Source organism: Arthrobacter sp. Marseille-P9274, assembly GCF_946892675.1.
GTDB lineage: Bacteria > Actinomycetota > Actinomycetes > Actinomycetales > Micrococcaceae > Crystallibacter.
In genome coordinates, this window is sequence record NZ_CAMPOV010000002.1 from 144,559 (window position 1) to 169,455 (window position 24,897).

27 protein-coding genes and 1 pseudogene are annotated in these 24,897 nt (G+C 66.3%); 11 read left to right on the forward strand and 17 right to left on the reverse strand.

The features are described 5' to 3' along the window. Nucleotides 1–7: 7 nt before the first annotated feature. From OC550_RS13840 to OC550_RS13855, 4 genes are all read right to left on the reverse strand, one after another. Entirely contained in the window at nucleotides 8–1,663 is a 1,656-nt protein-coding gene (locus OC550_RS13840; RefSeq protein ID WP_262106479.1) for an AMP-binding protein, read from the reverse strand. 78 nt (nucleotides 1,664–1,741) lie between these two features. Continuing rightward, on the reverse strand, nucleotides 1,742–2,620 hold the full coding sequence (locus tag OC550_RS13845) for an acyl-CoA thioesterase II (protein ID WP_262106480.1): 879 nt from the start codon (nucleotides 2,618–2,620) through the stop codon (nucleotides 1,742–1,744). Then, nucleotides 2,617–3,099, reverse strand: a complete 483-nt coding sequence (locus tag OC550_RS13850) for a cupin domain-containing protein (protein WP_262106481.1) — start codon at nucleotides 3,097–3,099, stop codon at nucleotides 2,617–2,619. Before OC550_RS13850 ends, OC550_RS13845 begins: the two co-directional genes overlap by 4 nt. 13 nt (nucleotides 3,100–3,112) lie before the next feature. Next, a complete protein-coding gene (locus OC550_RS13855) occupies nucleotides 3,113–3,970 on the reverse strand; it encodes a fumarylacetoacetate hydrolase family protein (RefSeq protein ID WP_262106482.1) in 858 nt (285 codons plus the stop codon). 138 nt (nucleotides 3,971–4,108) lie between these two features. Here OC550_RS13855 and OC550_RS13860 point away from each other — a divergent pair, with 138 nt between their 5' ends. Continuing rightward, nucleotides 4,109–4,525, forward strand: a complete 417-nt coding sequence (locus OC550_RS13860) for a RidA family protein (protein ID WP_262106483.1) — start codon at nucleotides 4,109–4,111, stop codon at nucleotides 4,523–4,525. A gap of 65 nt (nucleotides 4,526–4,590) precedes the next feature. Here OC550_RS13860 and OC550_RS13865 read toward each other — a convergent pair whose 3' ends face one another. From OC550_RS13865 to OC550_RS13875, 3 genes are all read right to left on the reverse strand, one after another. After that, complete coding sequence (locus tag OC550_RS13865) at nucleotides 4,591–5,463, reverse strand: PaaX family transcriptional regulator C-terminal domain-containing protein (protein WP_262106484.1); 873 nt, start codon at nucleotides 5,461–5,463, stop codon at nucleotides 4,591–4,593. A 5-nt stretch (nucleotides 5,464–5,468) separates the two neighbouring features. Then, nucleotides 5,469–7,214 carry a thiamine pyrophosphate-binding protein gene (locus tag OC550_RS13870; protein ID WP_262106485.1) on the reverse strand — a complete coding sequence of 582 codons (1,746 nt, stop codon included), beginning with the start codon at nucleotides 7,212–7,214 and terminating at the stop codon, nucleotides 5,469–5,471. Nucleotides 7,215–7,284: 70 nt separating this feature from the next. Next, entirely contained in the window at nucleotides 7,285–7,737 is a 453-nt protein-coding gene (locus tag OC550_RS13875) for a thioesterase family protein (protein ID WP_262106486.1), read from the reverse strand. Between the two features lie 213 nt (nucleotides 7,738–7,950). Here OC550_RS13875 and OC550_RS13880 point away from each other — a divergent pair, with 213 nt between their 5' ends. The 4 genes from OC550_RS13880 (at nucleotide 7,951) to OC550_RS13895 (ending at nucleotide 11,717) form a co-directional block, all read left to right on the forward strand. Then, nucleotides 7,951–8,766: a cyclase family protein gene (locus tag OC550_RS13880; RefSeq protein ID WP_262106487.1), complete on the forward strand. Its 816-nt coding sequence runs from the start codon at nucleotides 7,951–7,953 to the stop codon at nucleotides 8,764–8,766. Nucleotides 8,767–8,948: 182 nt separating this feature from the next. Further along, nucleotides 8,949–9,431: a flavin reductase family protein gene (locus tag OC550_RS13885; RefSeq protein ID WP_262106488.1), complete on the forward strand. Its 483-nt coding sequence runs from the start codon at nucleotides 8,949–8,951 to the stop codon at nucleotides 9,429–9,431. Nucleotides 9,432–9,473: 42 nt separating this feature from the next. Continuing rightward, the gene (locus OC550_RS13890) at nucleotides 9,474–10,577 is read left to right on the forward strand and encodes an LLM class flavin-dependent oxidoreductase (protein ID WP_262106489.1); all 1,104 of its coding nucleotides are present in this window, start codon (nucleotides 9,474–9,476) and stop codon (nucleotides 10,575–10,577) included. Between the two features lie 138 nt (nucleotides 10,578–10,715). Beyond that, nucleotides 10,716–11,717, forward strand: a complete 1,002-nt coding sequence (locus OC550_RS13895; protein WP_262106490.1) for an AraC family transcriptional regulator — start codon at nucleotides 10,716–10,718, stop codon at nucleotides 11,715–11,717. Nucleotides 11,718–11,794: 77 nt separating this feature from the next. Here OC550_RS13895 and OC550_RS13900 read toward each other — a convergent pair whose 3' ends face one another. The 3 genes and pseudogenes from OC550_RS13900 to OC550_RS13910 all read right to left on the reverse strand — a co-directional run. Beyond that, nucleotides 11,795–13,264: an MFS transporter gene (locus OC550_RS13900; protein WP_262106491.1), complete on the reverse strand. Its 1,470-nt coding sequence runs from the start codon at nucleotides 13,262–13,264 to the stop codon at nucleotides 11,795–11,797. Continuing rightward, on the reverse strand, nucleotides 13,261–13,941 hold the full coding sequence (locus OC550_RS13905) for an MBL fold metallo-hydrolase (protein ID WP_262107172.1): 681 nt from the start codon (nucleotides 13,939–13,941) through the stop codon (nucleotides 13,261–13,263). Before OC550_RS13905 ends, OC550_RS13900 begins: the two co-directional genes overlap by 4 nt. A 135-nt stretch (nucleotides 13,942–14,076) precedes the next feature. Beyond that, a pseudogene (locus OC550_RS13910) lies at nucleotides 14,077–14,316 on the reverse strand (MBL fold metallo-hydrolase); the annotation flags it as partial. Nucleotides 14,317–14,519: 203 nt separating this feature from the next. Here OC550_RS13910 and OC550_RS13915 point away from each other — a divergent pair. Then, nucleotides 14,520–15,005 carry a cupin domain-containing protein gene (locus OC550_RS13915; protein WP_262106492.1) on the forward strand — a complete coding sequence of 162 codons (486 nt, stop codon included), beginning with the start codon at nucleotides 14,520–14,522 and terminating at the stop codon, nucleotides 15,003–15,005. 85 nt (nucleotides 15,006–15,090) lie between these two features. Further along, the gene (locus tag OC550_RS13920; protein ID WP_262106493.1) at nucleotides 15,091–15,864 is read left to right on the forward strand and encodes a S9 family peptidase; all 774 of its coding nucleotides are present in this window, start codon (nucleotides 15,091–15,093) and stop codon (nucleotides 15,862–15,864) included. Here the strand turns inward: OC550_RS13920 and OC550_RS13925 are convergent. Next, entirely contained in the window at nucleotides 15,828–16,685 is an 858-nt protein-coding gene (locus OC550_RS13925; RefSeq protein ID WP_262106494.1) for a PaaX family transcriptional regulator C-terminal domain-containing protein, read from the reverse strand. The two genes, OC550_RS13920 and OC550_RS13925, sit on opposite strands and share 37 nt — an antisense overlap. Before the next feature lie 118 nt (nucleotides 16,686–16,803). On the opposite strand from OC550_RS13925, the gene OC550_RS13930 reads away from it, so the two are divergent. Continuing rightward, nucleotides 16,804–17,400 (forward strand): TMEM175 family protein, encoded by a 597-nt coding sequence (locus OC550_RS13930; protein WP_262106495.1) that lies wholly within the window; start codon nucleotides 16,804–16,806, stop codon nucleotides 17,398–17,400. 19 nt (nucleotides 17,401–17,419) lie between these two features. Here the strand turns inward: OC550_RS13930 and OC550_RS13935 are convergent, their stop codons facing one another. After that, nucleotides 17,420–17,890, reverse strand: coding sequence for a DUF1772 domain-containing protein (locus tag OC550_RS13935; protein WP_262106496.1), 471 nt, complete (start codon nucleotides 17,888–17,890; stop codon nucleotides 17,420–17,422). Nucleotides 17,891–17,970: 80 nt separating this feature from the next. On the opposite strand from OC550_RS13935, the gene OC550_RS13940 reads away from it, so the two are divergent. Further along, nucleotides 17,971–18,984 (forward strand): AraC family transcriptional regulator, encoded by a 1,014-nt coding sequence (locus OC550_RS13940; protein WP_262106497.1) that lies wholly within the window; start codon nucleotides 17,971–17,973, stop codon nucleotides 18,982–18,984. A gap of 99 nt (nucleotides 18,985–19,083) precedes the next feature. On the opposite strand, the gene OC550_RS13945 is transcribed toward OC550_RS13940, so the two are convergent. The 3 genes from OC550_RS13945 to OC550_RS13955 form a co-directional block, all read right to left on the reverse strand. Continuing rightward, a complete protein-coding gene (locus OC550_RS13945) occupies nucleotides 19,084–19,539 on the reverse strand; it encodes a DoxX family protein (RefSeq protein WP_262106498.1) in 456 nt (151 codons plus the stop codon). 121 nt (nucleotides 19,540–19,660) lie between these two features. After that, on the reverse strand, nucleotides 19,661–21,019 hold the full coding sequence (locus OC550_RS13950; protein ID WP_262106499.1) for an MFS transporter: 1,359 nt from the start codon (nucleotides 21,017–21,019) through the stop codon (nucleotides 19,661–19,663). Continuing rightward, nucleotides 21,016–21,981 carry a zinc-binding dehydrogenase gene (locus OC550_RS13955; RefSeq protein ID WP_262106500.1) on the reverse strand — a complete coding sequence of 322 codons (966 nt, stop codon included), beginning with the start codon at nucleotides 21,979–21,981 and terminating at the stop codon, nucleotides 21,016–21,018. The genes OC550_RS13950 and OC550_RS13955 overlap by 4 nt, the downstream gene beginning before the upstream one ends. Nucleotides 21,982–22,163: 182 nt before the next feature. Here OC550_RS13955 and soxR point away from each other — a divergent pair, with 182 nt between their 5' ends. Next, nucleotides 22,164–22,640 carry a redox-sensitive transcriptional activator SoxR gene (soxR, locus tag OC550_RS13960; protein WP_262106501.1) on the forward strand — a complete coding sequence of 159 codons (477 nt, stop codon included), beginning with the start codon at nucleotides 22,164–22,166 and terminating at the stop codon, nucleotides 22,638–22,640. 88 nt (nucleotides 22,641–22,728) lie between these two features. Beyond that, on the forward strand, nucleotides 22,729–23,316 hold the full coding sequence (locus OC550_RS13965) for a phosphatidic acid phosphatase (RefSeq protein WP_262106502.1): 588 nt from the start codon (nucleotides 22,729–22,731) through the stop codon (nucleotides 23,314–23,316). A gap of 75 nt (nucleotides 23,317–23,391) precedes the next feature. Here OC550_RS13965 and OC550_RS13970 read toward each other — a convergent pair whose 3' ends face one another. After that, nucleotides 23,392–23,535 (reverse strand): hypothetical protein, encoded by a 144-nt coding sequence (locus tag OC550_RS13970; protein ID WP_262106503.1) that lies wholly within the window; start codon nucleotides 23,533–23,535, stop codon nucleotides 23,392–23,394. 239 nt (nucleotides 23,536–23,774) lie between these two features. Beyond that, nucleotides 23,775–24,863 (reverse strand): ABC transporter substrate-binding protein, encoded by a 1,089-nt coding sequence (locus tag OC550_RS13975; protein WP_262106504.1) that lies wholly within the window; start codon nucleotides 24,861–24,863, stop codon nucleotides 23,775–23,777. Between the last annotated feature and the right edge of the window lie 34 nt (nucleotides 24,864–24,897).

A 24,897-nucleotide genomic window follows, 5' to 3' on the forward strand; every position in this document is an offset into this window, starting at 1 on the left:
GGTCCTTTCAGCGGGCCTGGTTGGCGCCGGCTAATTCTGCAGATTCGTTCCCGAGCGCTTCGCGCAGCCTGAAATGCTGCAGCTTGCCGCTGGGGTTGCGGGGCAGTTCAGTCACGAACCGCACATCCCGCGGATACTTGTAGGGCGCGATCGTCGCCTTCACGAAGTCCTGGATGTCCTTGCGCTTGGCGTCGTCCGGCTGCACGCCTTCGCGCAGCACGATGAACGCGCAGACTACGCTGCCGCGCTCCGGATCCGGCCGGCCGATCACCGCGTTCTCCGCGACGTCCGGATGCTGGTCGATCGCCGCCTCCACCTCGGGAGCGCCGATGTTGTAGCCCGAAGAGATGATCATGTTGTCGGAGCGCGCCTGGTAATAGAAGTACCCGTCCTCGTCGCGCAGGAACGTGTCCCCGGTGATGTTCCAGCCGTCTTGGACATAGTTCAGCTGGCGCTCGTCGTTCAGGTACCGGCAGCCAGTAGGACCGATGACTGCCAGCCTGCCGGGCTCGTTCGGCGCGGCCTCGTTGGCGTCCGCCGCCAGGATCGTGGCCCGGAAGCCGGGCACCGCCACACCCGTGGCGCCGGGCCGGATGTCGGGGCCGGCGGCGGAGATGAAGACGTGCAGCATTTCCGTGGCCCCGATTCCGTTGACCAGGGAGAGGCCGGTAGCCGCCCGCACCGCTTCCCACGTTTCCTTGGGCAAATGCTCACCGGCAGAAACGGCCATGCGCAGGCCCTTGAGCAGGTCAGCCTCGCCCTCCTTCAGGATGGCCCGGTAGGCCGTCGGGGCGGTGAAGAGCACGGTGGCCCCGGCTGCGGCGGCGTGGCTGGCCAGTTCGACCGGGGTCGCTCGCTCCGTCAGCAGGGCGGATGCGCCGAAGCGCAGCGGGAAGACCACCAGGCCGCCCAACCCGAAGGTGAAGGCCAGCGGCGGCGAGCCGGCAAAGACGTCGTCGGCCGTCGGCTTGAGGATGTGCCGGGCGAAGGTATCTGCGTTGGCGAGGATGTCCCGGTGGAAGTGCATGGTGATTTTGGGCGTGCCTGTGGTCCCGGATGTTGGCCCGAGCAGCGCGACATCGTCGGCTGCCGTGGGAACGTCGTCGAACGTTCCGCTCTTACGCGCGCAGCGGGCAATGAGGTCGCCGTCGTCGTCAGCTCCATAGGTGACGACTGCGGTTCCTGCACCCACGGCGTGCACCAGCCCGGCGGCGAAACGGTGGTCCGAGATCGCTGCCACCGGACGGGTCAGTTCGCAGATCTTGGCAACTTCGCTGGCGCGCAGCACAGGCATCGTCGTGACGACGACGGCACCGGCCTTGAGCACTCCGAGCCAGGCCGCAACCAACCACGGATTGTTCGGGCCGCGCAGCAGCACCCGGTTGCCAGGCACTACACCGAGGTCCTCGGTCAGGACCCGGGCGACCTGGTTGGCGCGCTGCTGCAACAGCCCGTAGCTCCAGGTTTCGCCCTCGGGCGTGTGCAGGGCCGGACGGTCCGCGCCGAAGGTTGCCACGGCGTCATCGACGAGGACAGACGCGGCGTTGAGCCGTTCCGGATACTGCAATTCAGGAAGGGTGAATTCAAGCACCGGCCACTGCTCGGCCGGCGGGAGGTGGTCGCGCGTGAACGAGTCCACATGTGCTGACGGGGACAGTTCCATGGCGTTCCTTTCAGTGGGATGAATGGGAGGGCCGCGGAGCTGAGGCGGCATCTGGATTGCGCCGGATGCCGCCGAAGCTCAACGTGCGGCGCGGATCATGCCTTCTTGGGCAACCGTGGCCAGCAGGCGGCCCGAGCGGTCGAAGAACCGGCCCGTCGCCAGCCCCCGGTTGCGCTGTCCGGAGACGGCTTCCTGGGCGTAGAGCACCCATTCGTCGGCGCGCCCGTCGCGGTGGAACCACATCGAGTGGTCCAGGCTGGCAGTGGCCAGCCCCGGCTCGGCCCAGTAGTGGCCCTGGGCCCGCAGGATCGGTTCCAAAATGGTGTAGTCGCAGACGTAGGCCAGCGCCGTGCGGTGCAGGTCGGCGCCGTCGGGCAGCCGATCGAAGGCTTTGACCCAGACGGCCTGCTGCGGGATCGCTGCACCCTCGACCTCCACATAAACGGGACCGGGAACGTGGCGCATGTCGAAGCTGCGGCCCTGCGACCAGTAGGCAGCGGCGTCGCCTTCCACGCCAGCGAGCACTTCGGCGGCACTGCGCAGTGACTCGGGCTCCACTGCTGCAGGCATCTCCGGCTGGAACTCCGGCCCCTCCTCGGCGACCTGGAATGAGCCCATCGCCGCGAACACCGTTTTGCCGCCCTGGTAGCCGCGCACGCTGCGCGTGGAATACCCGCGGCCGTCGCGCAGTTTCTCCACCTCGTAGCGGACCACGGCACCAATGTCGACGGGCCGCATGAAGTAGCTGTGCATCGAATGGAGTTGGCGGTCGGAGGCGACAGACCGCATCATGGCCGCCGCGGATTGGGCCACCATGTCTCCGCCGTAGGCCTTGGGCCACGGGACGTACTGGGTCGTGGCTTCATAGGCCTCGTCGAAGACCTCGGCGTCGACGGCTTCCAGATCGACGGCCCGCAGGAAGGTTTCCGCGGTCAAGGTCCCGCTCATGGTGTTCATGCCCGTCGGTATCCTTCCAGCGACTCATCGGCAACGTCCTCAAGATTGACCACGATGTTTTCCGGCGTGCGCGCCGTCAGCCAGACCAACTCCTCGGTGACGGACATATTCGCCTCCACATGGGGCATGAACGGAGGAACGAACACCCAGTCGCCGGCCTTCATATCGATAAACTCGGAGTAGTCCTCGCCGAAGTAGATCCGGCCGTGGCCCCGGAGCACGTAGCCGCCGGTTTCGGCCTCACCGTGGTGGTGCGGCAGCGACCGGTATCCCGGGACATTGGAGACCTGGCCGAACCAGATCTTGGTCGCCGGCGTGTGCTGGATGCTGACGCCGGACACCCGTACGCAGTCGCCGGACTGAGCCGTGTTGGTGTCCTCGCTGCCCCCGCGGGTCACCACGGGCACGACCTTGCCGTCGGTACCGGCGTAGATCGAGTTGTCTCCCTCGGTGCGGTATTCGGTAGTTGTCTCGGTCATGTCCTGCTCCTTTTCAGTTATTCAGTGCCAGTGCACGGATCAGGACGCGGTTTTCCAACCGGCCGATCCCGTCGATTTCGGTCGTGATAGTGTCGCCGTCCTGCAGGAAGCGCGGCGGTTTCATGCCCATCCCCACTCCGCCCGGCGTCCCGGTCAGGACCAGGTCCCCCGGGCGCAGTGTGGTGAACTGCGAGATGTAGGACAGCAGCCGCGCCGGGCCGAAGACGAGCGTCCGCGTGTGGCCCCGCTGGACGAGTTCGCCGTTGACGTAGCCGCGCACCTCGAAGCCGCTGCCGTCGAACTCGTCAGCCGTGGCCAGGACCGGCCCCACCGGAGTGCTCGCGTCGAAGGCTTTGCCCTGGAACCACTGCAGGGTCCGGTTCTGCCAGTCCCTCATGGAGACGTCGTTGGCCACCGTGTAGCCGGCTATCGCCGCGGCCGCCTCGGCTTCATCGGCCCGCGTGAGCGTCGCCCCTACCACCACGGCCAGCTCGGCTTCCCAGTCCACCCTGTCGCTGCCGTGCACCTCGAGCTCGTCCAACGGACCGGTCAGCGTGTCGGCGAACTTGGCGAACAACGTCGGGTACTCCGGCAGCTCCCGCCCCATCTCCTGGATGTGGTCTCCGTAGTTCAGCCCGCAGCAGATGACTTTGCCGGCACGCGGCAGCAACGGCGCCAGTTGCGGTCCTGAGACCTGTACGACGGCGGATGCGGGGGCGGTGCGCACCGTTTCCTCTGTGCGCTCCCGCCAGGCCGGGTCCGCGATCAAGGCGCCCACATCACTCGCGGGCAGCGGCAGGTAGGTCTCCGTGCCCATCAGGACCGCCGCCGTCGTTGTCACTGCGTCCGTGCGCAGGGTGGCCAATTTCACGCTGTCGATCTCCTTTGATTTGATGTGTCGACTTTTTTACGGTCGTCACATATGCTCAACGTAGCACGGTCGAAAGGATCTGCACAGAGGTTTTTTCGGAAATTTGTGAAATCGGACACACCGAGCCAAGGAGCAGGAATGAGCAACCAGACCGCAGTCGCCAACCGCACCATCAACCCCGAATCGCTGCCGAAGCCCTCTGGCTACGCGCACGGCATTCTGGCGGGCAACACGGTTTACCTCGGCGGGCAGACCGCCTTGGACAAGGACATGAACATCGTTCCCGGCGGCATCGTGGAGCAGTTCAAGCAGGCCTTCTCCAACGTTCTGGTGACCCTGGAAGAGGCCGGCGGGCACCCCGAAGACCTGGTCAGTGTGACCATCTACCTCACCGATGTCGACGACTACATGGCCAACGGCCGCGAGATCGGCAAGCTCTGGCGCCAGATGGCCGGCACGGAGTACCCGGCGATGGCGGGAATTGGCGTCAGCCGGCTCTGGCAGAAGGAAGCCCTGATCGAGATCCAGGGCATTGCGGTGATCCAGGACCGCTAAAAGGGCAGTTCCGGCGAAGCGGCCCCGCCGGCAGAAAGCCGGCCGGGCCGCTTTGGCGTGGTTGGCTACGCCGCTTGAGCCTTGGCAGCCAGCGACATGGCATGGGCCTCGGCCAAGGGCGCGATCAGACGGTGCGTTCCGAAGAAGATGCGCCGCGCCTCGGGCCCCTGCCAGCCCTCTGGAAGGTACTCCAGCGGCAGACCCGGATCGCTGTAGGGCAGGCGCCGCCACAGCGTGAGCATAGGAACGTAATAGCGGAAGGCGTCGCGGCGCAGCTCCGCCGAAGGATTTGGCAGGGCGCTCTCTCCGTCCCCGCCCAGCAAGTCGGACCAATCGGCCAGCGCGTTCCCGTAGTAGTCCATGAATTCGGTGATCTGGGCGCCGAGGGCCTCCAGATCCCACCACTGGGCAACGCGTTGGCGCATATCGCCCTCGGCTGCGTATTCTCCGGTGAAGAATTCGACAAAGTCTGCCAAGCCGCGGGAGGCCAGCCGCCGCTTGGCACCCTCGCGCACACCGGCCGGAGCGATCCACACACCCGCCGCCATGGACCCGAAGCCCAACCGCGTCAGTTCGGTCCGGAGCTGGTGCCGCCGGTCCCGCATCGCCTCCGGGACGGAGAAAATCGCGAGCACCCACTGTCCTCCGGGCTCGCCACGGTACGGGGCAAAGATGCGTTCATCGCCCTCATTAACCATTTCGAGCGCGCGTGGCGACAGCTCGTACTTTGCCAAGCCGCCGGTCTTGACGCTGTTGAGGACACCCTTGGCCTTCAACCTGGACACGGCCGAGCGCACGCCGGGGGCATCGTGGCCGAGGTCGCCAAGCATGTCGATGAGGACCGAGACCGGAAGAAGACCGCCGCCACGTCGGCCGTAGAGTCCATAGATGGTCAGGATCAGCTGCTGGTGCCGCAGAGGAGGAGCGGGGATATCCATCTGGCTCAGTGCCCTTTGAATGCTTCGGCGAGCCACCAGGCGCCTCCGTCCGACGCGATGCGCGCGTCGATGACCAGCGGCCTCTCCCGGGGCCCGTTGACCCACTCGGCGACGGCGGCCAGGTCCTCCACGGTGCGGACCGTGACCGCCTCGGCGCCGTACCCCCGGGCGATTGAGGCGATGTCGACCAGCGGGAACCTGACCACTTCGAGGTCCTCCTCGTCGGCGTCGAAATGGTGCACCTCGGCCCCGTAGGCCGAGTCGTTGTAGACCACCGCCACCAGCGGAATCCGCTCGCGGACCACGGTTTCCAGTTCCGCAATTGACATGAGGAACCCGCCGTCTCCCGTGCCGAGCACCGGCAGCCGGTCCGGCCGGGCCCTCGCCGCACCCACCGCGGTATACAGGCCCAGCCCGATCGATTGGAATGCCTGCGTGAAGCAGAACCCGAATTCGTCCGGCACGGACAGATAGGTGCTCGGATACCCCATGAAATTCCCGGAATCTATGGACACAATCCGCTGTGCCGGCAGGATCCGGTCCAGCTCGCGGCTCAGCACCCGCGGGTCGATGGCCTCCGCCGTCGAAATATCCTCTGTGTCCACATCATTCCAACGCGACTCCGCCGCAATCCGCGCCGCCATGTCCGGCGTGCGCAGTCCGGTGGCCCGATGTCCGGTCGCCCTCAGTTCCTCCAATACGGCAGCCGCGGTCTCGGCGCTGTCACCAAGCACGCCCAGATCGACCGGACGGTTCGCACCCAACGCGGAGTCCTCCACGTCGACCTGAACGACCTTGGCGTTCGCGCCGATCAGCGAGCCATGCCGCATCGTCCACATGTTCAGCGCACACCCCCAGCCGACGACCAGGTCGGCATCCGCGATGGTCGCCGCGGTGAACGGCGAGGAAAAGCCGCCGGATATACCAAGGTTGAAGGGATCGCCATTGAACAAGCCATGTGCGACGGCGGAGGCCGCCACCAGGGCGCCGCTCGCCTCTGCGAGCGCGGCGATTTCCGCCCCTGCGCTGCGGCCCCCACGGCCAGCCACGAATACAGGGCGCCGCGCTGCGCGGAGCAGCCCGGCGAGCCGTGCGATGGCCGCGGCACTCGGCCTAACCGTCTGCGGCGCCTCCAACGGAACGACGACGGCCGGGACCCCCTCGGGGACCGGGGCCGCCTGGAGGTCAGTCGGCAGCGACAGCACCACTGTCCGCCGCTCGTTCACTGCGGTGCGATACGCCCGCAGCGTGTCCGCCACTGCACTCTGCGGCGAGTGGATACGTTCGGCTACTGCTCCGACACTCCGCGCCAAGCCGTCCTGGTCGATCTTGAAGTTCGACCGGATCGCCGATGCCGCGGCGTCTGCCGTCAGGACGATCATCGGCGTGCGGCTCTTGGCGGACTCCCCGATCCCGGTGACCGCGTTCGTCAGACCGCACCCCTGATGCGTGGAGACGACGCCGACTCGTCCGGACATCCGCCCATATGCATCAGCCATCGTCGCCGCACCGCCCTCGTGCCGAGCGGCGGTAAAGGGCACGCCGTGCCGGCGCAGCGCGTTAGTCACCACGAAGTTGCCGCTGCCTACCACGCCGAAGACGTGGCCGACTCCGAGCTGCGCCAACGTATAGCCGACGAGCTCGGCGATGTTTGCGGCAGCGCGAGGGGCCGGGTGGGAAGACGGGGCCACTGCGGCAGCGCCGGTCGCGGCGGCGCAGCTCTGCGGGGGTTGGGTGCTGGTAGCGGTCATGGAAGTCTCCTTCTGGAAAAGAGTCTGAAAAGCTGTCTGAAGAATCTGCCGGTATGGACCGGTGGTCTGTTCAGACCGAAACGGAAGATCCCCGGGCGAGGGCGGCACGAATGTGCTCCGGCCAAGGGGCCGCCCCGTCGGCCCCCTCCGGGACATAGGCCGTAGTAAAGGTGCCATACGCCGCCAGCCCGCCGGACGACTTGTCGTGCGGCTGGCCATGCACCTCGAACGCGAAGGTCAGCGAGGTACGGCCCACGTTCTGGACCTGCAGGGTTGCGGTGACGCGCTGGCCGAACCACAGTTTTGCCCGATAGTTGATGACCTGCTGCACTCGTGGAGCGCAGGGAAAATAGTCCGGCAAGTCCAACCTGCGGAACAGTTCGGCCTCGGCCGCCTCGACCCAGCGCATGATGGCTGAGTTGTGCTGGTGCCCCGCCGCATCGGTATCGGCCCACTCGACCGTCCGCTCGATACTGGCTCCAGCTAGGCACTCTGCATGCTGCTCATTCGCCTGCGCGTCCATGGTTCTCCTCTCCCCGGCGCATGGTCCCCATTCGGGGGGATTTCCGGGCCGTCCACCATCGTATGCCGGAAAAATGACGATCGTCTAGAGAAGGCGATAAAAGTTCGGCGAATGCCTAGAAATAGCCTCGCTGCGGGTGGTAGACATGTACGACCCGCCGTCCACTGTGACCGGGGCCATGCCGTGCCATCCCACGATCCGAAAGCTGGATGAATGACTTCCGAACCCACCAACACCGTAACCCACAGGGCCGCCGGACCCCTCGTCGAGCTCCTCGACGCCCTGGCGGGCAACGAGGTCGCGATCGTAGACCTCACCAACCGCCTCAGCAGTGAGACACCGACGCTCCGGCTGCCCGAGCCGTTCGCCAACCTCATCGATTTCAGTCTGGAGACCGTGAGCGAGTACGACGAGCCGGGGCCATTCTGGAAGCACCAGAATATCCACACGGGTGAGCACATCGGTACGCACATCGACGCCCCCGTCCACTGGGTGACCGGGCGGCACAGCCACGATGTCGCCGACATTCCGCTCCCCCGCCTCATCGGCCCCGCCGTCGTCCTCGATTTCACGGCGGAAGCCGCCGCAGACCCGGACTTCCTGCTCGAGGTCGAGCACGTCCGCGCCTGGGAGGAGCAGCACGGCCCGCTGCCTGAGGGCGGCTGGGTGCTGTACCGCACGGGTTGGGACGCGTTCGCGCAAGACCGGGAGAAATTCCTCAACGTCGACGATAACGGCTCCCATACCCCGGGCGTCTCCGCAGACTGTGCGCAGTGGCTGTCGCAGACCGGCATCGCCGGCTTTGGGGTGGAAACCGTGGGGATTGACGCCGGCAACGCAGGTGCGCTGGATCCGGTCTTCCCGATGCACTACTACTTGCTTGGCGCCGACAAGTACGGCCTGACCTCACTGCAGAACCTTGCCCAGCTGCCGCCGCGCGGAGCGCTGCTGATCGTCGCGCCGCTGCCGATCGTCGGCGGCACCGGCAGCCCCGCCCGGGTGCTTGCCCTCGTGCCGCGCAATTCCTGAGCCTGCCTGGCACGAAGAGCCAAAGGACCGGCGTCATAGCGACGCCGGTCCTTTTGTTGGCCGGCGCTGCTTTGCGCCAGCCATCACGCAAACCGGATAGGAGTCCGCCGGGATCGGATAGCCGCTCCTGAGTGGTGCTCGCCAAGATTGATGCAGCACCAACTTCCAACAGGAGGACGACCGTGGAAACACTGAGCATTACCGGCTGCACGGCGGACGAATTGCGTGGCGTCATGCGCCGCTGGATGACCGGCATCGCCATCGTCACTTCGGCCGGGCCGAATGGCAGGCCGGTGGGACTGGTGAGTAACAGCTTCACCTCTGTTTCGCTGGATCCGCCCCTGGTGTCCTGGTGCGCGGACCGGCGTTCGACATCGATTGGCATCTGGAGCACCACGGACGCTTTCTCGGTCCATGTGCTGGCCGAGGGGGACGCCCACCTCGTACCGCGCTTCGCAACGCGGGGCTCGGACAAGTTCGCCGGGCTGGCTCCCGGACAGAGTCTGGTAGGGGCACCAGCACTGCCGTTCGAAGGCGCGCGTCTGGACTGCCGTCTTTGGGCCCGCTACGACGGCGGCGACCACCTCATCCTGGTCGGGCAGGTCGCCGCCATTTCCGGGGCAGAGGATTTCGACCCGCTGACCGTCCAACACCTGGGTAACTGACAGCGCACCACCGCCAACTAACTACCGCCACAGGAGACAATCATGACTCGAGCAATACTTGATGGCCGCGGCTTCAAACTGGGCCTGTTCTCGCCCAACTGTTCGGGCGGGCTAGCCGTCACCAAAATCGATGAGCGGTGGAGCGCCAGCTGGGAGGACAACCTCCGGATGGCGCGCATCGCCGATGAAGCAGGCATCGACTTCCTGCTGCCGATCGCCCGCTGGATCGGTTACAAGGGGGAGACGAACTTCCACGGCCATGTGCTGGACCCGATTGTGTGGGCTGCAGGACTGCTTGCCTCCACGCAGCGGATCGCGGTTTTCTCGACCGTCCACACAGCGTTCAACCACCCTCTGGTGATTGCCAAGCAGTTGGCAACCTTGGATCAGCTCGGAGGCGGCGGCCGCGCGGGGCTGAACATCGTTGCCGGCTGGAACCAGCCGGAATACATCGCCATGGGCGTGGACATGCCGCAGGAACATGACGCCCGCTACGCGTTCGCCCAGGAGTGGTGGGACGTCATCCGGGACGCTTGGTCGCAGGAAGGCATTTTCGACCACGATGGCGAGTTCTTCCGCCTGAAGAACGTCGAGTCCGAGCCGAAGCCATTGGGCGGTCGCGTCCCGGTGCTCAACGCGGGATCCTCCGGACAAGGCCGCTCCTTTGCTGCGAAGAATTCCGATTTTGTCTTTACGATCATTCCCGATGCGGAGACCGGCCGCGGCATCGTCGCGGGCCTCAAGGAGCAGGCCCGCGCTGACAACTCGCGGGACGTCGGCGTTTTCACGCTCGGACATGTGGTGTGCCGTCCGACCCGCGCCGAAGCGGAGGAGTACGTGCGGTACTACGCCGATGAGAACGCCGACTGGGGCGCCGTCGACTACCTCATGGGACTCCAGGGCCTGCATGCGCAGTCCTTTACGCCGGAAATGCTCGCCAACATGCGCTCACGGTTCGCCTCCGGCCACGGATCGCTGCCTATTTTCGGCACGCCGGACGACGTGGCCGAGGGTATCGCCGCCGTTCACCGGGCTGGTTTCGATGGTATGACCGTGGCCTTCGTCGATTATGCGGGCGAGCTGCCCTATTTCGCCGAGGAAGTTCTCCCACGGCTCGAAGCCATGGGTGTCCGGCCCAAGAGGTAGCCGCTGCGGGCGGCCGGGACGTCCTGGACGCCCGGCCGCCCGGCACCTTGACCGGGCCTTGGGCTGTACGCCTCCCATGGCGCTGGTGACGGGCGTCACGAGGCTATATTATGATTCGGATCTTCTTGGGAGCCGCAGATGACCCTTCTCCACCGGGACGTTCCGGCCCCACCGCCGCCGACGCACCTACTGGCCGCGCACCCGTTGCTGCGCAGTGACGATCCGGCGCAAATCCGCAGTGCAGTCAACGACCTGACCGCGGACGATCACCGGCTTACCCTGCACCAGGGCCGGCGGCTGGATGGGACGGTCAATGGGCTGCGCGTTGGCGACCTGAGCATGGTGCTCGTTGCCTACGGTGCACAACTGACCGTGCAGAGCCCGCCCTCGGGCAGGCGGGTGCTTCTCGTATTTCCGCTCGGACCAATGCTTGTGGAGTGCGGCGGGCACAGCTGGATGGCCTCTACCCCGTTCGCGCTGAGTTCCGAACGGGCCACGCTCATGGAACCGGACCTGGTGAAGGGGGCCCTGGTCGGCTCGGTCGACGTGGCGGCCATCGAGGGGAGCGTGGCTGGATGCTTCGGTGCGCCACTCAACGCACCGCTGGCGCTGACGGGTGACAAGCCCTTGCAGCTGGCGGCTGCGGGTTACGTCACCTCCAGCTGGCTCGGCGCCTGCCAAGAGTTCGATGCTGAGGCGTTCGATACCCTCACGGGCAGGGCGCTGTCTGCCTCACTGTTGTCCTCCGCTGTCGTCGGCCTGGCACCCCATCTGCAGCTGGCGTCGGGAAAACAGCAACCGTCCGGACCCAACTACCTGCGGGAGGCACGCGGGTTCGTGGAGCAGCACTACGCAGAGCCGTTGACCGTGGAGCGGATCGCCGCCGCCGTGCGGATCAGTCCGAGGCAACTGCAGGCTGTGTTCACGGAACACTTGGGCAGTCCGCCCTCACAGCTGCTGAGGAACATCCGTCTGGACCGGGCCCGTGAGTTGCTTTCGGATCGCGGTGCGGCGGAACAGACTACTGTCGCTACGGCCGCAACCCGCGTCGGGTTCACTCACTTGGGCCGCTTCTCGGCCTACTACACGCAGCGCTTTGGCGAATCCCCGTCGGCGACGCTGGCGAAGACCCGCGGATAAAACCTCGTATTCCTCCGCAAGGGGCGTCATCGGAGCTTGTGCACCCGGCGATGACGCCCCTCCCCGCAGACCTTCTGTCAGCCGTTGTAAACGAACTTCTCCTGCAACCTGCTGGCCGTGCGGTCGGGGTTGAGCAGCAGGACGCTGACCACTCCAACGACTATCAGGTAAATCCCGATCATCCAGAACGCCGAGTTCATGCCCTCGGCGAGCAGGGCCGCCATCTCGGCAGTCTCCCGCACCCCTTTGGGTGCCGGCACGTAACCGGCGCTGTCCATGAGCGATCCCACCATCGCCGGAGCTATGACTCCCCCCAAGGATGCCAGACCCGTCAGCGTTGCCATGACTGCTGCACGCTGCTTGGAACACACTGCGAAGGCCACGGCGGTAGGTGCCAGAGGATAGGTCATGGCCAAACCTGCGCCGAGGGTGACCACGGCGACTGCGGCGCCTCCTTGCAGTCCCGGCAGCAGCAGGAAGCAGATTCCGGAACACAGCAGTGTCACCCCGAACAGAGCACCAAGGGCCCATCGAACGGTGACCCCGCGCCGCATGAGGAAGCGCGACCCGTAGCCCAAACCCAGAAGTGCCAGCGCACCCAGGAGCCAAGGGAAGGTCGAATAGAGCCCGATCATCTCCGGCGGAAGCGCCACCACGGATGCAAGGTACTTCGGCGACCAGGTTGTCAGGAAGCCTTGGGCCCAGAAGCAGCCGGCCCCTGCCAGCACGGCAGCCACGAACATCCGGGTCCCGAGGACCCTTCGAATGGGCACAATCTTCAGCAGATCCGCCTTGTCCGCAATACTGCGCCCCCTAGCGGAACGCCCCTCCGGGGCGGTTTCCGGCGCCGGTTCCTCCGGCGCCAGCCCGCCGGCCGTCTCTGGTTCTGCCTCACTACCCGGCTTTCGGGCGGTATGGCTGTAGGGACCGTCACGCCCAATCAGCAGCCAGCACAGAGACCATAGAAGACCAACGATGCCCAGGAAGCCGAACGCCCAGCGCCACCCGAGGGCCGGATTCGCGATGATCCATGCAAGTGCGGGAGCGGCAATGATGGGCCCCAAGGTAGACCCGATGGCCACCAGGCTGCTCGGCAGGCCGCGCTCTTTGGCGGGGAACCAGCCGTGGACATGCTGCAGGCTGATGGGAGTCGCGGGTCCTTCCGCCGCCCCGAGCAGGATACGGGTCACCAGCAGCACGGCCGCGCCGCCGCCGAAGAGCATGGGGAATTGCAGGACCGCCCAGGAAATTCCCATGGTCAGGATGATCCAGCGGGTGGGAACCTTGCCGGCCAGGAATCCCACAGCTACGGCCGCAATCGCGAACAGGAAAAAGAAGGCGCTGCCGATGAAACCAAATTCACCCGCGGTCAGCCCCAGATCCCGCATGGCGGAGTCGGCGACCAAGCCGATGACGGCTTTGTCGGCGAAATTGATGATCTGGAAAACCACCAGGGCCCCGGTCACCAGCCAGGCCCGGCGATTCATACGGCCATGGACGACGGCGGCGCGGAGGGTATGTGCCGGAATCTGGCTTTGGGCGGTCATGCCATAACCTCCGCACCTTGGCGAGCGGCGTCCCGCTCGATTGCCAGGGGCACAGCGAACCGGTCATTGTCTTCCGCGAGGTGGACCGGACCGGAAAAGTCCCGGGCGGCCGCTGCTTGCATCTTCCGCAGGTCCGCTGCCCCCGGCGTATTCGGAACAATGTGGTGCAGGACAAGCCGCCCTACTCCGGCTTCCCGGGCAACCTTGCCTACCTCGTCATAAGAGGTATGTGATTCCCGCAAGTGGATCTCGATGCCATCACGGGTGGGCCCATCCGGGAAGGTAGCCAGGATTGCTTCCAGGTCCATGACTTCATGAAGGAGCAAATCCGCCCCGCGGGCCAGGCGGATGCAGTTCTCCGAGTATGCGGTGTCACCGGAGACCACTACCGACCCGTAGGCGGAATCCAGGCGGAAGGCGAAGGCTGGATAACAAAGCCGGTGGTCTACCAGGATCGCCGTGATCGAAACAAGTTCGTCCCGGTAGATCTCAAAAGGGTCCATTGCCGGATGGCGCGCATCAATGGGATCCGCTGGCACTGATTCCGGGAGCGCAATGTCGTGGGCTACCACCCAGTTGTGGGGCTCTTCTCGACCTTCATCGGCCATGCGGATGCAAATATCGGAAGCAAAAACGCGGTCCAGCAAGGCATCGACTATCTCGACGGTTCCCGCCATACCCCGTGCGCCTATCCGCGCATCGATGTGGGCGGCGTGTTCGCTATCGAGGGCAGGTACCCGTGGGGGCCGCCCGGGCCCAAACACTTGGATTGGGCGGCTGAAGGACTCCCCCGGAACCTGCCACCCGGTGACCAGGAAAGAGCCCAGGTCATAGACATGATCCGAGTGATGGTGCGTCAGGAAAACGGCACGGAGGTCCGACCAAGCGCAGCTGGACCTGTAGTTGCGGATACTGCCCATGCCGCAGTCGATCACATACGCTGCACCGTCGACCGTAATGACGGTGCTGGTCCCGGCCCGACTGTTGGAGACGATTGGTCCGCCTCCCGTACCTAGTGTGTGGACGAACATTCCTGATGCTGAATTGCTCATAAGTGCCCCTCGTCTTCCTTGATGGGTGGGCCGATAGCGCGGCTGCGAACGCAGTCGGGCTTGCAAGATTCGCTGAGCCGGAGGACGCCGGCGGGAACGTGACTCACATCATATGTAGTACTTTTTGCGATCGCAATATCTATTGCATATCGGGTTTTGCTCTGCCAAGCTGGCTCCACTGCCAGCTCGATGAAAGGACCATCATGGAAATGCAGCAAGGAACTGAGATCATCCTCGGCGACCTGCCCAAGGGAATCACCCTCGCGAGTGAGGCAATGGGCAACAAGACGTGGAACGTGCTGGGCCACACCTACCTGGCGAAAGTCGAAAGTGCCTCCAGCTTTGCCTGGCTGTCCCTGGATCCCACCGGAACAGGGGTGCCTCCGCATGTCCATCCCACCCAGGACGAGCACATCTACGTCATGGAAGGCGTGTACACGCTGTACCTTGACGGTGAATGGACGACTGCGGGCCCCGGCGACACCGTCCGCATGCCCATGGGCCTTCCGCATGCCTACTACAACAAGGGGGAAACTCCCGGTAAATCGCTGTTTTGGGTTAGCCCGGCCGGCAAGCTTTCCGAGCTCTTCGACCAGCTGCACAACCTCACGGACCCAGAGGAAGTAGTACGCCGTTCTGCCCTGCACGACGTAGATTTCCTGCCCCCGGGATCCGTCCCCGGCGCATAAGGGACCTTCAGACCGCTTGACATCATTGCCGGCGTCAGGGGTTCCGCATACCCCGGACGCCGGCCCTCCCGGTTAGGAATGTTGCATGCCACCAGGACTTCTCCCGCCTCCGGCCACGCTGACTTACGGGCCCAACGCTCAGCAGACCGTTGAGTGCTGGGATCCGGTCGGATCCGCGGCTTGCCGGGGTGTAGCTGTCCTCATCCATGGCGGCTACTGGCGGGCCGCATTCGACGCCTCGCTGATGGTCCCTCTCGCCGACGATCTGCGGCGCAACCAATGGGCGGTAGCCAATGTCGAGTATCGCCGCGGTGGTAACGGCGGTGGGTGGCCAGCGACCGGAGAGGACGTCAGGGCTGCCGTCGCCGCCATCGCTGCATCGTCTTGGCGCGAACAACATGCCGGGCCGATGATCGGGATCGGGCATTCCGTGGGCGGCCAGCTGGCTCTGCTCGCCGCGGACTTGATGGATGCCGTCGTCGCTTTGGCCCCGGTCACGGATGTGGCCCGCACCTACCGCGAGCGGTTGGGTGAAGACGCCGCTGCCGAGTTCTTCGGCATTTCCCCCGACGAGGATCCGGCGCTCTACGAATCCGCATCACCATCGAGCCAGCTCCCGCTGGCTGTACCGGCACTGGTGGTGCACGGTGCCGCGGATCAGCGAGTCCCCGTGAGCCACTCGGTGGATTTCGTGGCGAGTGCCCGAACTGCTGGAGGCCACGTCGACTTCGACTCGCCGCACAGCTTGGACCATTTGGCTGCCATCGATCCGTCCACGCGCTCATGGGAATCAGTGCGCCAATGGATGGTCCATCTCGGTTCTCAGCTCCCGAATTTGCGGACCAGCTCTTCGGCGTAGGCGGCGGCTGGCGCCTCAAGTGCCCCATGCAATGTCAGGAACGCCTTTTTGGCCCGCGGCGCCTTCCAGCCTTCCGGAAGGTACTCCAAAGGAAGATTCGGGTCCCGGTAAGGGAACTTCCTCCACATGGTCAGCATCGGGACATAGGCGTCGAAGGCGTCGCGGCGGTCCTGGCCGGAGAGAGGGCCACCGTGACGAAGGCGCCCTTGCCACTCTTCGACGACCGCCTCGTAGCGGTCGATGAATTCCGCGTACTCCTGGTCGAGTTTTTTCAGATCCCACCACTGGGAAACATGTTTCCGGATGTCTCCGCCTTTAAGGTAGTCACCGGAGAAGTACTCCGTAAAGCCATCCAGTTTGCGGGCGGCCAACCGCTCGATGGCCTGTCCCAGCAGGCTGCTGGGGGCGATCGCAACGCCCGCGGCAACGAACCCGAATCCCAGACTGGTGAGCTCTGCCCGCAACTCATAACGCCGGTTGCGTTCGGATTCCGGAACCGAGAAGACCACCAGTGCCCACGGATCCCCTGGTTTCGAACGTTCGGGCGCAAAGATCCGCTGATCGTACGCGTAGAAGATGTCCAAAATGTCCTTCGACAGCGAATAACGCGCCACGCCGTCGTCTTTTTGGTTCAGCAGGATCCCCTTGGACTTGAGCCTGGAGATGGTCGATCTGGCCGCCTGCTGGTCGACCCCGAGAGCAGCAAGCATAGCCACCAATGTAGACACTCGGAGCAAGCCGCCTGCCCTGTCACCATAAAGCCCATACAACGTCACAATGAGCTGCTGGTGCTGCATTCGCTGGGTGCGGGGCGGCGGCATGGAGGGTTTGCTCTATTCACTGTCGATTGGGGGGACGTACCCATCCTATTTCCAGCGGCAGCGGGTGCTTCCCAAACCCGCCGGGCGGCGGCCATGATTCATGCATGAAGGACCAAACATGAACAGGAACCGGCTGGAGGCCTTCAGCGACGGCGTCCTAGCCATCATCATCACGATCATGGTGCTCGAACTCCACGTGCCGGAGGAGCCGAGCTGGGAGGCGCTGGCCCGCGAAATGCCGGGTTTCCTCAGCTACCTGCTGAGCTTTGTCTACGTGGGCATCTACTGGAACAACCACCACCACATGCTCCATCTGGCGGGGAAGATCAACGGCACGATCCTGTGGGCGAACCTGCATCTGCTGTTCTGGCTCTCGCTCTTCCCCTTCAGCACGCGTTGGATGAACGAAACAGGCTTCCCGCAGGTCCCCGTGCTCGTGTACGGGATCAACCTGCTGCTGGCCGCGGTTGCCTACTACCTGCTGGAGTCGGCGCTCATCCGGCAGCAGGGGCGGGACGGTCCGCTGGCCCGGGCCACCAACCGGGATTGGAAAGGGAAGGTCTCGCCGGCCATCTACGTCATCGGAATCGGGCTGTCATTCATCAACCCACTGCTGGCCGTCGCGGCGTATACCGTGGTCGCCGCGATCTGGCTGATCCCGGACCGGCGCGTGGAGCGATTCCTCGCCGCCGAAGCAGAGGGCAAGGGCAGATAGCGAGGGCCATCATCCGGGGTTATCGTCCCCCGACCATCAACGCAGCTCCCGCCATCGAGGCCATTGCCCGGACGGTGTTGCCGCGAGTCCAACTCCTTGCCCACTGCGGCCAAGAAGCCGCCGCTTCCGCCAGGGGCGCCATCGCCAGCCGATTGTTGAGCGGGACACTATAGGCCACGGTCAGCAGGAACCCCGACAGATAAAGTCCTGCGCCGAGGGCCCGAACCAGGCCTTTGGGATCCCCGTCGGCCACACCGTTGATCCCCACGGCAACGCTCGCTGCGGCGGTGCCGAAGAATATCGTCAAGAATGGCGGCCGGACCGCATGCCGGTTGACGGCGTTCATGGTTTCCACCGCTTCCTTCGCGGGCCGGGAGCGTAGAGCGGGCATAACGACGGCGGAAAACGCAACGTAGAAGCCGCCGGCAACGGCTGAGCCGGTTCCGGCGGCGATGGTGAGAAGCTCTGATGCTTCGAAAGTAGTAGCCACGCGTCCAGTACATCGCAGCAATTCTGGACAGAGAATGCCTGGATCCCTCAAAGACATACGATTCCGTCTAGGGTGATGGCATGGATCCTCTCACGGCTGTCCTGGCGGGCCCACGTGCCCGCGATGCCTTCCTCCTGCAGGCCCTCATGTCCCCTCCATGGTCCCTCCGGGTGGAGGACGAAGCGCCGCTGACCGTCGTCGTCGTACAGCGGGGATCGGCTTGGTTTACCCGCGCAGGGACATCGCTGGAACTCCACCCCGGCGATGCCCTGTTGATTCGCGGTCCGGAACCGTACCTGGTAACCGACAAAGCCGGGACCCCACCCACTGCGGTCATTCGCCCGGGGCAGCGCTGCAGCGGCCCCGGCGGAGAGGATCTCACCGATCGGCTCGATAGTGAACTGCGGACGTGGGGTAACGACGTCGATGGTCCGGATGCCCTGCTCATCGGCACCTACCTGACGGCGAGCGAAGTGGGACGTGCACTTCTCACCAGCTTGCCGATGCACTACCTGCTACGTAACCACCGGCAGCTGGAGCCAATCATTGGGCTGATCCTCGACGAGCTCGCGCAGTCCGCACCGGCGCGGACGACTGCCTTGGACCGGCTGCTGGATTTGCTGTTGGTCCGGATCGTCCGGCAGGCGCAGGCGGACCTGCCCGCCCATGCGAATTGGCTGTCCGCCCAGAACGACCCCATGATTCATCGTGCCCTCACGGCCATCCACCGCCGGCCCGCGGAGGCGTGGACAGTAGAGAAACTGGCCCGCGTCGGCGGGACCTCCCGGGCTAACTTCGCCCGAAGGTTCAGCGAACAGGTCGGCCAGTCGCCGATGGCCTACCTCAGCCAGCACCGCCTCAGTCTCGCCGCCGACCTGCTGCTCGGCGACGGCCGCCTCACCACGGCAGCAGTGGCGGCCAGGACTGGTTATGCGACCCCGTACAGCTTCAGCCATGCATTCAAGGCGCACCATGGCGTGAGCCCGCAAATATACCGCCGCGGTGCAGGCACAGTCGGGCAGGAGGCGGCGGGCACAAGTTCAGTGGAGGGTGCTAGGGCAACCGAGGGCGTCACCGCCGTGGAGGGCGGCTGACGGACGCGCAGAAGCGGGAGCCTGCAACCAGGCTCCCGCCGTCCGCCCGGGCTCCGCCGGCGTTATGGCCATGACCGCACTTCCGGTCATGGCCGGCATTCAGGCCAGGACCGAGATCCTGGATTCCTTCCGGCCGAAGAGGTAGCGGTCCACCGAGTACGGGCCGGGACCGATCAGCGCGATGGCCAGCGAGGCGGTGCCGAGGAGCAGCACCTGCGAGTAGCCGCCGTTCTCCACATAGAAGCCGGAGGGCAGGTGGGCGAAGATGGCCGCGCCGATCATGTCGCAGACGAACAGCAGCGCCAGCGGCCGGGTCAGCAGGCCCAGGATCAGTGCGATGCCCCCGAGGAGTTCCAGGTAGGAGATAAAGGGAGCCATCAGCTCGGGCAGGGGCACGCCGAGCGAGGTGAAGTAGCCGGTGACGCCGGCGATCGTGTTGGTGCTGATTTTCTGCCAGCCGTAGGCGACGAAGACCAGGCCGACGACGATGCGCAGCAGGGTGATGGCGATATTCGGAACGGATCTGGTGGTGCCGGTGCTGGTTGGGATGGACATGGGACTCTCCTTATGGACAGAGCGGACCAGCGTCGTCAAAGGTTGACGCGTCCAGTATCGTCCCGGGATTTGCAGAAACCTTGGGTCTCCGGTGAAAGCGGGGGGGGGTGCCTGCCTCGAGTCACCCGCCCTCGGGAGCTCCAGCCAGCCGGCGGGTCAGCAGCAGCGCCAGCAGGGCGATCGCGAAGGATCCGCCGAAGGCCGTGATGAAGCCCCAGAGCGGCGCCACCGGCAGCAGCGCGGCGAAGGCGATGCTGCCCAGCGCCAGCCAGAGCGACTGTGCCACCGCGTCGTTGATCTGCAGCGCCGAGCTGTTGGTGCCTTCTTCGCCGTCCGCCGAGTGGTCCAGCAACAGCACCGACAGCGTGGAGAACGCCATGCCGATGCCCAGGCCGGCCAGGGCCCAGCCAACAACAACGACGGCGACCGGCACCTGGGCGTTCAGGCTAAGGACCGAGAGGCCTACTCCGGCCGCGAGCAGCCCGGCGCCGAGCCGCACGCGCATTACCTTGCCGGCCAGGAACGGCAGGTTGGCCGCCAGCCAGGACCCCGAGAACCAGGCGACCGCGGAGGTGGTCAGCAGCAGCCCGGCTTCGGTGGGTGTGAAGCCCCGGTGCTCCACCAGCGCCAGCGGCAGGTAGACCTCGGCGCCGAAGAAGCCTGCGCCCACCAGGCCGCGGGCCGAGATCACCGCGGGCAAGCCGCGCCGGAACAGCCACGTCCCCTTCGGCAGCAGCCGGGGTGCGGCCAGCAGCACGGCGGCCACCGACGCGGCGGCGAGCATGACCCACCAGTCCAGGCTCTGCTGTCCCGCGAACGCCACGCCGAGGATCCCGGCGGCGACCATCGCCGCCCACGCTGTGCGTCCGCCGTCGTTCTTCCACGCCCCCTCCTGCCGCGTGCTGCGCAGCGCCGGGGCGAGGGCAAAATACGCGACGACGGCGAACAGCGGGGCACCGCCGAACACCCACCGCCAGCCGACCAGATCGTTGATGAGCCCCGCGATCGCAGGCCCCGCCAGCGCCGGCAGCACCCAGCCGCTGGTCAGCACCGTGAAGGCGCGGGCGCGCATGCCCTCGGGATACGCCCTCGCGATCAGCACGTACAGCCCCACGCCGGCCAGCCCGGAGCCGAAGCCCTGGATGCCCCGGCCCACCAGGAAGACAGGCATCGTGGGCGCGAGCGCGGCGGCGATGAGCCCGGCGACGAAGAGCCCCACGCCGATCCGCAGCGCGGGCCCGGGGCCGCGGGCGTCGATCCAGCGGCCGGCCATCGCGGTGGCGACGACGCCGACGGCCAGGGGCGCCGAGAACGCGATGGCGTAGAGCGGCAGGCCGTCCAGCTCGCGCCCCACGACCGGCATGACGGTGGCCACGGCGATCGCCTCGAAGGCGAAGAGGAAGGCGAGCGCGAAGATTCCCGCCGTGGTGGCGCGGTAGGTTTTGGACAGCAGCGGCGCCGGCGCCAGCTCCACGGTCATGCCAGGTCTCCTTCGGTCAGAAGCACTATCTTGCCGTATGTTTCGCGCGCCTCGAGCGCCCGGTGCGCCTCCGCCGCCCGGGCCAGCGGGAAGGTGCTGCCGACCAGCGGCACCCGGGTGCCGTCCGCGGCGCGGGCCAGGGCTTCTTCCTCGAGCAAGCGGAGCCGCTGTGCATCGAGCGGACCGAGCACGCCCGCCGCGGTCTTCGCCGGGTGCGAGTAGGCATTCTGTTCTCCCGAGGACCAGCCGAACACCACCTGCCGGCCGCCCTCGGCCAGCAGGTCGAACGCGACCCTGCCCGTGTGCCCGCCGACGCCGTCGAACACGAGGGTGGCCCGGGGCTGCTGCGCGAGCTCCCGTTCCCAGCCGGGGTTGCGGTAATTAACAACGACGTCGGCGCCCATGTTCCGCGCGTGGTCCGCTTTTGCATCCGTCCCGGCCAGGCCGATCACGCGGGCTCCCGCAGACTTCGCCGCCTGGACGAGCAGCGCGCCCAGGCCGCCCGCGGCCGACGGGACCAGGACAATGTCCCCGGGACGGATTTCCACTTGGTCCAGGATGAGCGCTGCGGTGCGGCCCGTGCCGATCGCAGCCACCGCGGTAGCCGCATCCATCCCGTCCGGAATTTCGTGCACCGAGGCCGCCGCGGCGAGAACCTGGTCGGCATAGCCTCCGCTGGCTGCCCCGAGATGCACCACCACCCGTCGGCCCAGCCATTCAGGGTTCAGCCCGTCGCCCACGGCGTCCACCCGGCCGGCGGCCTCCCGGCCGGGGACCATCGGCAGCTCCGGCTCGGGCAAGGTGCCAAAGCTGGTGCCGCTGCGGATGCTGGTGTCCAGCAGATGCACTCCGCTGGCCGAAACGGCTATCCGCACCTGCCCCGGTCCGGGCTGCAGCTCCGGCCGCTCCTCGTACCGCAGGACCTCCGGGCCGCCGAACGCCCGCTGGATGATGCTACGCATGTGCCGCTCCTCTGTACTGATGCCACCGGGCCGTTTTTGGCCGGCCGCGGAGCCGCGTTGGCCGCGCCCTGACCAGCAAACAACCTCAAGTAGGCTTGAGGTCAATGCCGGCACTGCGGCCGGGTAGCCGCGGCCGCCAGCCCATTCGGACAGGATGCCCGGGAAACGGAAAGGCGGAGCCGATGGACAAGCCCGATCCGAGCCACAAAGAACTCACGCCGGGCGAGCTCTCCGCCCGCACCGGCACCGCTGTGTCCGCCCTGCACTTCTACGAGAAGGAAGGGCTTATCTCCAGCCGCCGCACAGCCGGGAACCAGCGGCGCTACCGCCGGGACATGCTCCGCCGGGTGTCCTTCATCCGCGTCTCCCAGCAGTTGGGCATTCCGCTCCGGGACATCAGGGCGGCGCTGGAAACCCTGCCCCGGGACAAAGCGCCGACGAGGGCCGACTGGAAGCGGCTCTCCGCCCGTTGGCGGGACGAACTGGATGAACGGATCGGCCAGCTCCAGCGTCTGCGGGACAACCTGACCGGCTGCATCGGCTGCGGCTGCCTCTCGCTCAGGAGCTGCACACTCTACAACCCGGCGGATCAACTCGGCGGCGACGGGCCGGGACCCCGGCGGCTGCTGCCCCAGGCCCGCCCCCAGCCCGTCGACTGAGCAGACGATGACGCAGGCGCACACGTGAAAGGAAGCGGCGCCGTCGTCCGCCCCGTTCCATCTGGCCGTCGCGGCGCTACTCTGGAAAGTGTCAGACCAGCCAACCCGGCGCCACAGGACGGCGCGCCTCATCACCGAGGCGCTCGCCCCGGCTGTGCTGGTCACGCTCGTCCTGGTCGGGGCTCCCCTGGCCCTGCCGGAGGTCACCTTGGCCGAGGTGGCCGTTGCCATCCTCTTCGTCACCGCGCTGCCGTTCGGCGTCGTCTACCTGCTGGCCCGCCGCGGGACCCTGAGCGACCATCACGTGGGAAACCGTAGCCAGCGCGGCCCGGTCTTGGCCTTCACCGGTGTCTCGATGATCGTGGGCCTCTGGGTCCTGTCCCTCATGGGCGCAGCGCTGGCCTTCCACCGGCTGATCTTTACCGTGCTGCTCGGGCTCGCGCTCTCGATGGCCGTCAACCTGGTCTGGAAGGTCTCGGTCCACGCCGCCGTCGCAGCGTTTTTCGCCGCCCTGCTCGCCTCCGCCGCCATGCCGCTGGGTGTGCTCTGGGGCGTGGTGCCGCTCGCCGTCGGCTGGTCCCGGGTCCAGCTCGGGGACCATTCCTGGGCTCAGGTGCTGGCCGGCTGGGCCTCGGGCGTGGCCATGTTCGCGGTGTACAGGCTGTTCCTGCGCTGAACACCAGGCGCGGGCCCGGGACCCGCCCGGGCAGGAAAACGGCCGGCCCCGCTGCCGGGACCGGCCGCCAGCGCGTCAGCCGCGCTTCTTGATGTGGGCCACAGGATCCACGGGACCCTCGACGATATGTTTAGCCCGCTTCTCGGCGCGCTTCTGCTTGATCGTCGAGCCCTTGGCCTGCTTCTTGGGTTCATGTTTATGCGGCGACTTGTCCGGCATGGTGTCCTCCTCGAGTACCGACAGACCGGCTGATCTGCACCCCCAATCGGAAGAATACGCCCGTGCACCGCGGTTGGAAACGCCGTCGTTAGCCCAATTTCAGGAAGCCGCGATCAGGGCCTGCGGCGCCGCCTGCTTCATCCCGTTTTCGGCCACTGCAGCTGCACCTCGGTCTCGTTTTCCTTAACGACGGCGGCCGCCCCCTCGAGCGGGAGCGGCCGGCGTGCGGGCGGGGAGGATTACTGCACGAACTCGTTGGTGTAGGTCGTCGACAGGTCGATCTCCTTCTCGCCCACCTCGGGGTTGGCGATCCGCTGGGTCTTGAGCACGGCCTCGGCGCCCTCCTCGGTGAACGCCCCGTCCTTGCTGAGGGTGGCCTTCAGCTCCTCGATCACCGTGGCGTACTGGTCGACGTCGCCGCCGGCGTACTTCTCCGGCATCTCCGCCGCGATCTCCTTGCCCGAGTGCGTCTGGATGTACTCCAGCGTGCGCTTGATCGCGCTGGCCAGCTTCTTGGCGTCCTCCGGGTTCTGCTCGAGCCAGTCGGTCTTGGCGTAGAGGCTGGAGGACGGCCAGGCGTCCGTGCCGAAGACCTCCTTCAGGCCATCCAGGGTGCGGACGTCTTCGATGATGGCCGGGTCCTTGCCCAGGCGCTTGGCCAGCACGGTGACATCGGGTTCGAGCATGACGGCGGCGTCCACCTGCCCGTTTTCGACGGCGGCAACCGCGGAGGAGCCGGCGCCGATCGCGGAGACGGAGGCGTCCTCCTTGTTCATGCCGTTCTCCGACAGCAGGTACTTGACGAACATGTCCGTCGAGGAGCCCGGCGACGTGACGCCGACGTTCTTGCCCTTCAGGTCCGCAATGGACTTGATGCTGCCTTCCTGGTCCGGGGCCACCACCAGGGCGAGTCCGGAAGACAGGCCCATGTCGACGAAGGCCTTGATCGGCTGGTTCTTGGCCTGCATCTGGATGGTGTGCTCGTAGTAGCCGCTTGTTACATCGGTGCTGCCGCCGAGCATGGCGGTCAGTGCCTTGGAGCCGCCCTGTAGGTCCTGCAGCTCGACGTTGAGCCCCTCGTCCTCGTAGTAGCCGAGCTGCTGCGCGAGCGTGGTCGGCATGTAGGTGAGCAGGGTCTGCCCGCCGACGCCGATGACGATCTTGTCACCGCCGGCGGCCCCGTCCTGGGCCTCGCCGCTGCCCTGCTGCCCGGGCGGAGCCGAGGCGGGCGCGCCGCACGCGGCCAGCGCGAGGACGAGGGCCGCGGCTGCGGCCAGGGGCTTGAAACGGCGGAGCCGGCGGCTGCGGCGGTTCTCCGGGTGGTTCATGGGATGGTCCCTTCAGGAAGATGCGTGAGCGTGA

Bases quoted from the DNA above. Each gene is read 5' to 3' on its own strand.
- OC550_RS13840 (WP_262106479.1), bottom strand. From the start codon at position 1,663: ATGGAACTGTCCCCGTCAGCACATGTGGACTCGTTCACGCGCGACCAC.
- OC550_RS13845 (WP_262106480.1), bottom strand. From the start codon at position 2,620: ATGAACACCATGAGCGGGACCTTGACCGCGGAAACCTTCCTGCGGGCC.
- OC550_RS13850 (WP_262106481.1), bottom strand. From the start codon at position 3,099: ATGACCGAGACAACTACCGAATACCGCACCGAGGGAGACAACTCGATC.
- OC550_RS13860 (WP_262106483.1), top strand. From the start codon at position 4,109: ATGAGCAACCAGACCGCAGTCGCCAACCGCACCATCAACCCCGAATCG.
- OC550_RS13865 (WP_262106484.1), bottom strand. From the start codon at position 5,463: ATGGATATCCCCGCTCCTCCTCTGCGGCACCAGCAGCTGATCCTGACC.
- OC550_RS13870 (WP_262106485.1), bottom strand. From the start codon at position 7,214: ATGACCGCTACCAGCACCCAACCCCCGCAGAGCTGCGCCGCCGCGACC.
- OC550_RS13875 (WP_262106486.1), bottom strand. From the start codon at position 7,737: ATGGACGCGCAGGCGAATGAGCAGCATGCAGAGTGCCTAGCTGGAGCC.
- OC550_RS13880 (WP_262106487.1), top strand. From the start codon at position 7,951: ATGACTTCCGAACCCACCAACACCGTAACCCACAGGGCCGCCGGACCC.
- OC550_RS13890 (WP_262106489.1), top strand. From the start codon at position 9,474: ATGACTCGAGCAATACTTGATGGCCGCGGCTTCAAACTGGGCCTGTTC.
- OC550_RS13895 (WP_262106490.1), top strand. From the start codon at position 10,716: ATGACCCTTCTCCACCGGGACGTTCCGGCCCCACCGCCGCCGACGCAC.
- OC550_RS13900 (WP_262106491.1), bottom strand. From the start codon at position 13,264: ATGACCGCCCAAAGCCAGATTCCGGCACATACCCTCCGCGCCGCCGTC.
- OC550_RS13905 (WP_262107172.1), bottom strand. From the start codon at position 13,941: ATGGCGGGAACCGTCGAGATAGTCGATGCCTTGCTGGACCGCGTTTTT.
- OC550_RS13915 (WP_262106492.1), top strand. From the start codon at position 14,520: ATGGAAATGCAGCAAGGAACTGAGATCATCCTCGGCGACCTGCCCAAG.
- OC550_RS13920 (WP_262106493.1), top strand. From the start codon at position 15,091: ATGCCACCAGGACTTCTCCCGCCTCCGGCCACGCTGACTTACGGGCCC.
- OC550_RS13925 (WP_262106494.1), bottom strand. From the start codon at position 16,685: ATGCCGCCGCCCCGCACCCAGCGAATGCAGCACCAGCAGCTCATTGTG.
- OC550_RS13930 (WP_262106495.1), top strand. From the start codon at position 16,804: ATGAACAGGAACCGGCTGGAGGCCTTCAGCGACGGCGTCCTAGCCATC.
- OC550_RS13940 (WP_262106497.1), top strand. From the start codon at position 17,971: ATGGATCCTCTCACGGCTGTCCTGGCGGGCCCACGTGCCCGCGATGCC.
- OC550_RS13945 (WP_262106498.1), bottom strand. From the start codon at position 19,539: ATGTCCATCCCAACCAGCACCGGCACCACCAGATCCGTTCCGAATATC.
- OC550_RS13950 (WP_262106499.1), bottom strand. From the start codon at position 21,019: ATGACCGTGGAGCTGGCGCCGGCGCCGCTGCTGTCCAAAACCTACCGC.
- OC550_RS13955 (WP_262106500.1), bottom strand. From the start codon at position 21,981: ATGCGTAGCATCATCCAGCGGGCGTTCGGCGGCCCGGAGGTCCTGCGG.
- soxR (WP_262106501.1), top strand. From the start codon at position 22,164: ATGGACAAGCCCGATCCGAGCCACAAAGAACTCACGCCGGGCGAGCTC.
- OC550_RS13970 (WP_262106503.1), bottom strand. From the start codon at position 23,535: ATGCCGGACAAGTCGCCGCATAAACATGAACCCAAGAAGCAGGCCAAG.
- OC550_RS13975 (WP_262106504.1), bottom strand. From the start codon at position 24,863: ATGAACCACCCGGAGAACCGCCGCAGCCGCCGGCTCCGCCGTTTCAAG.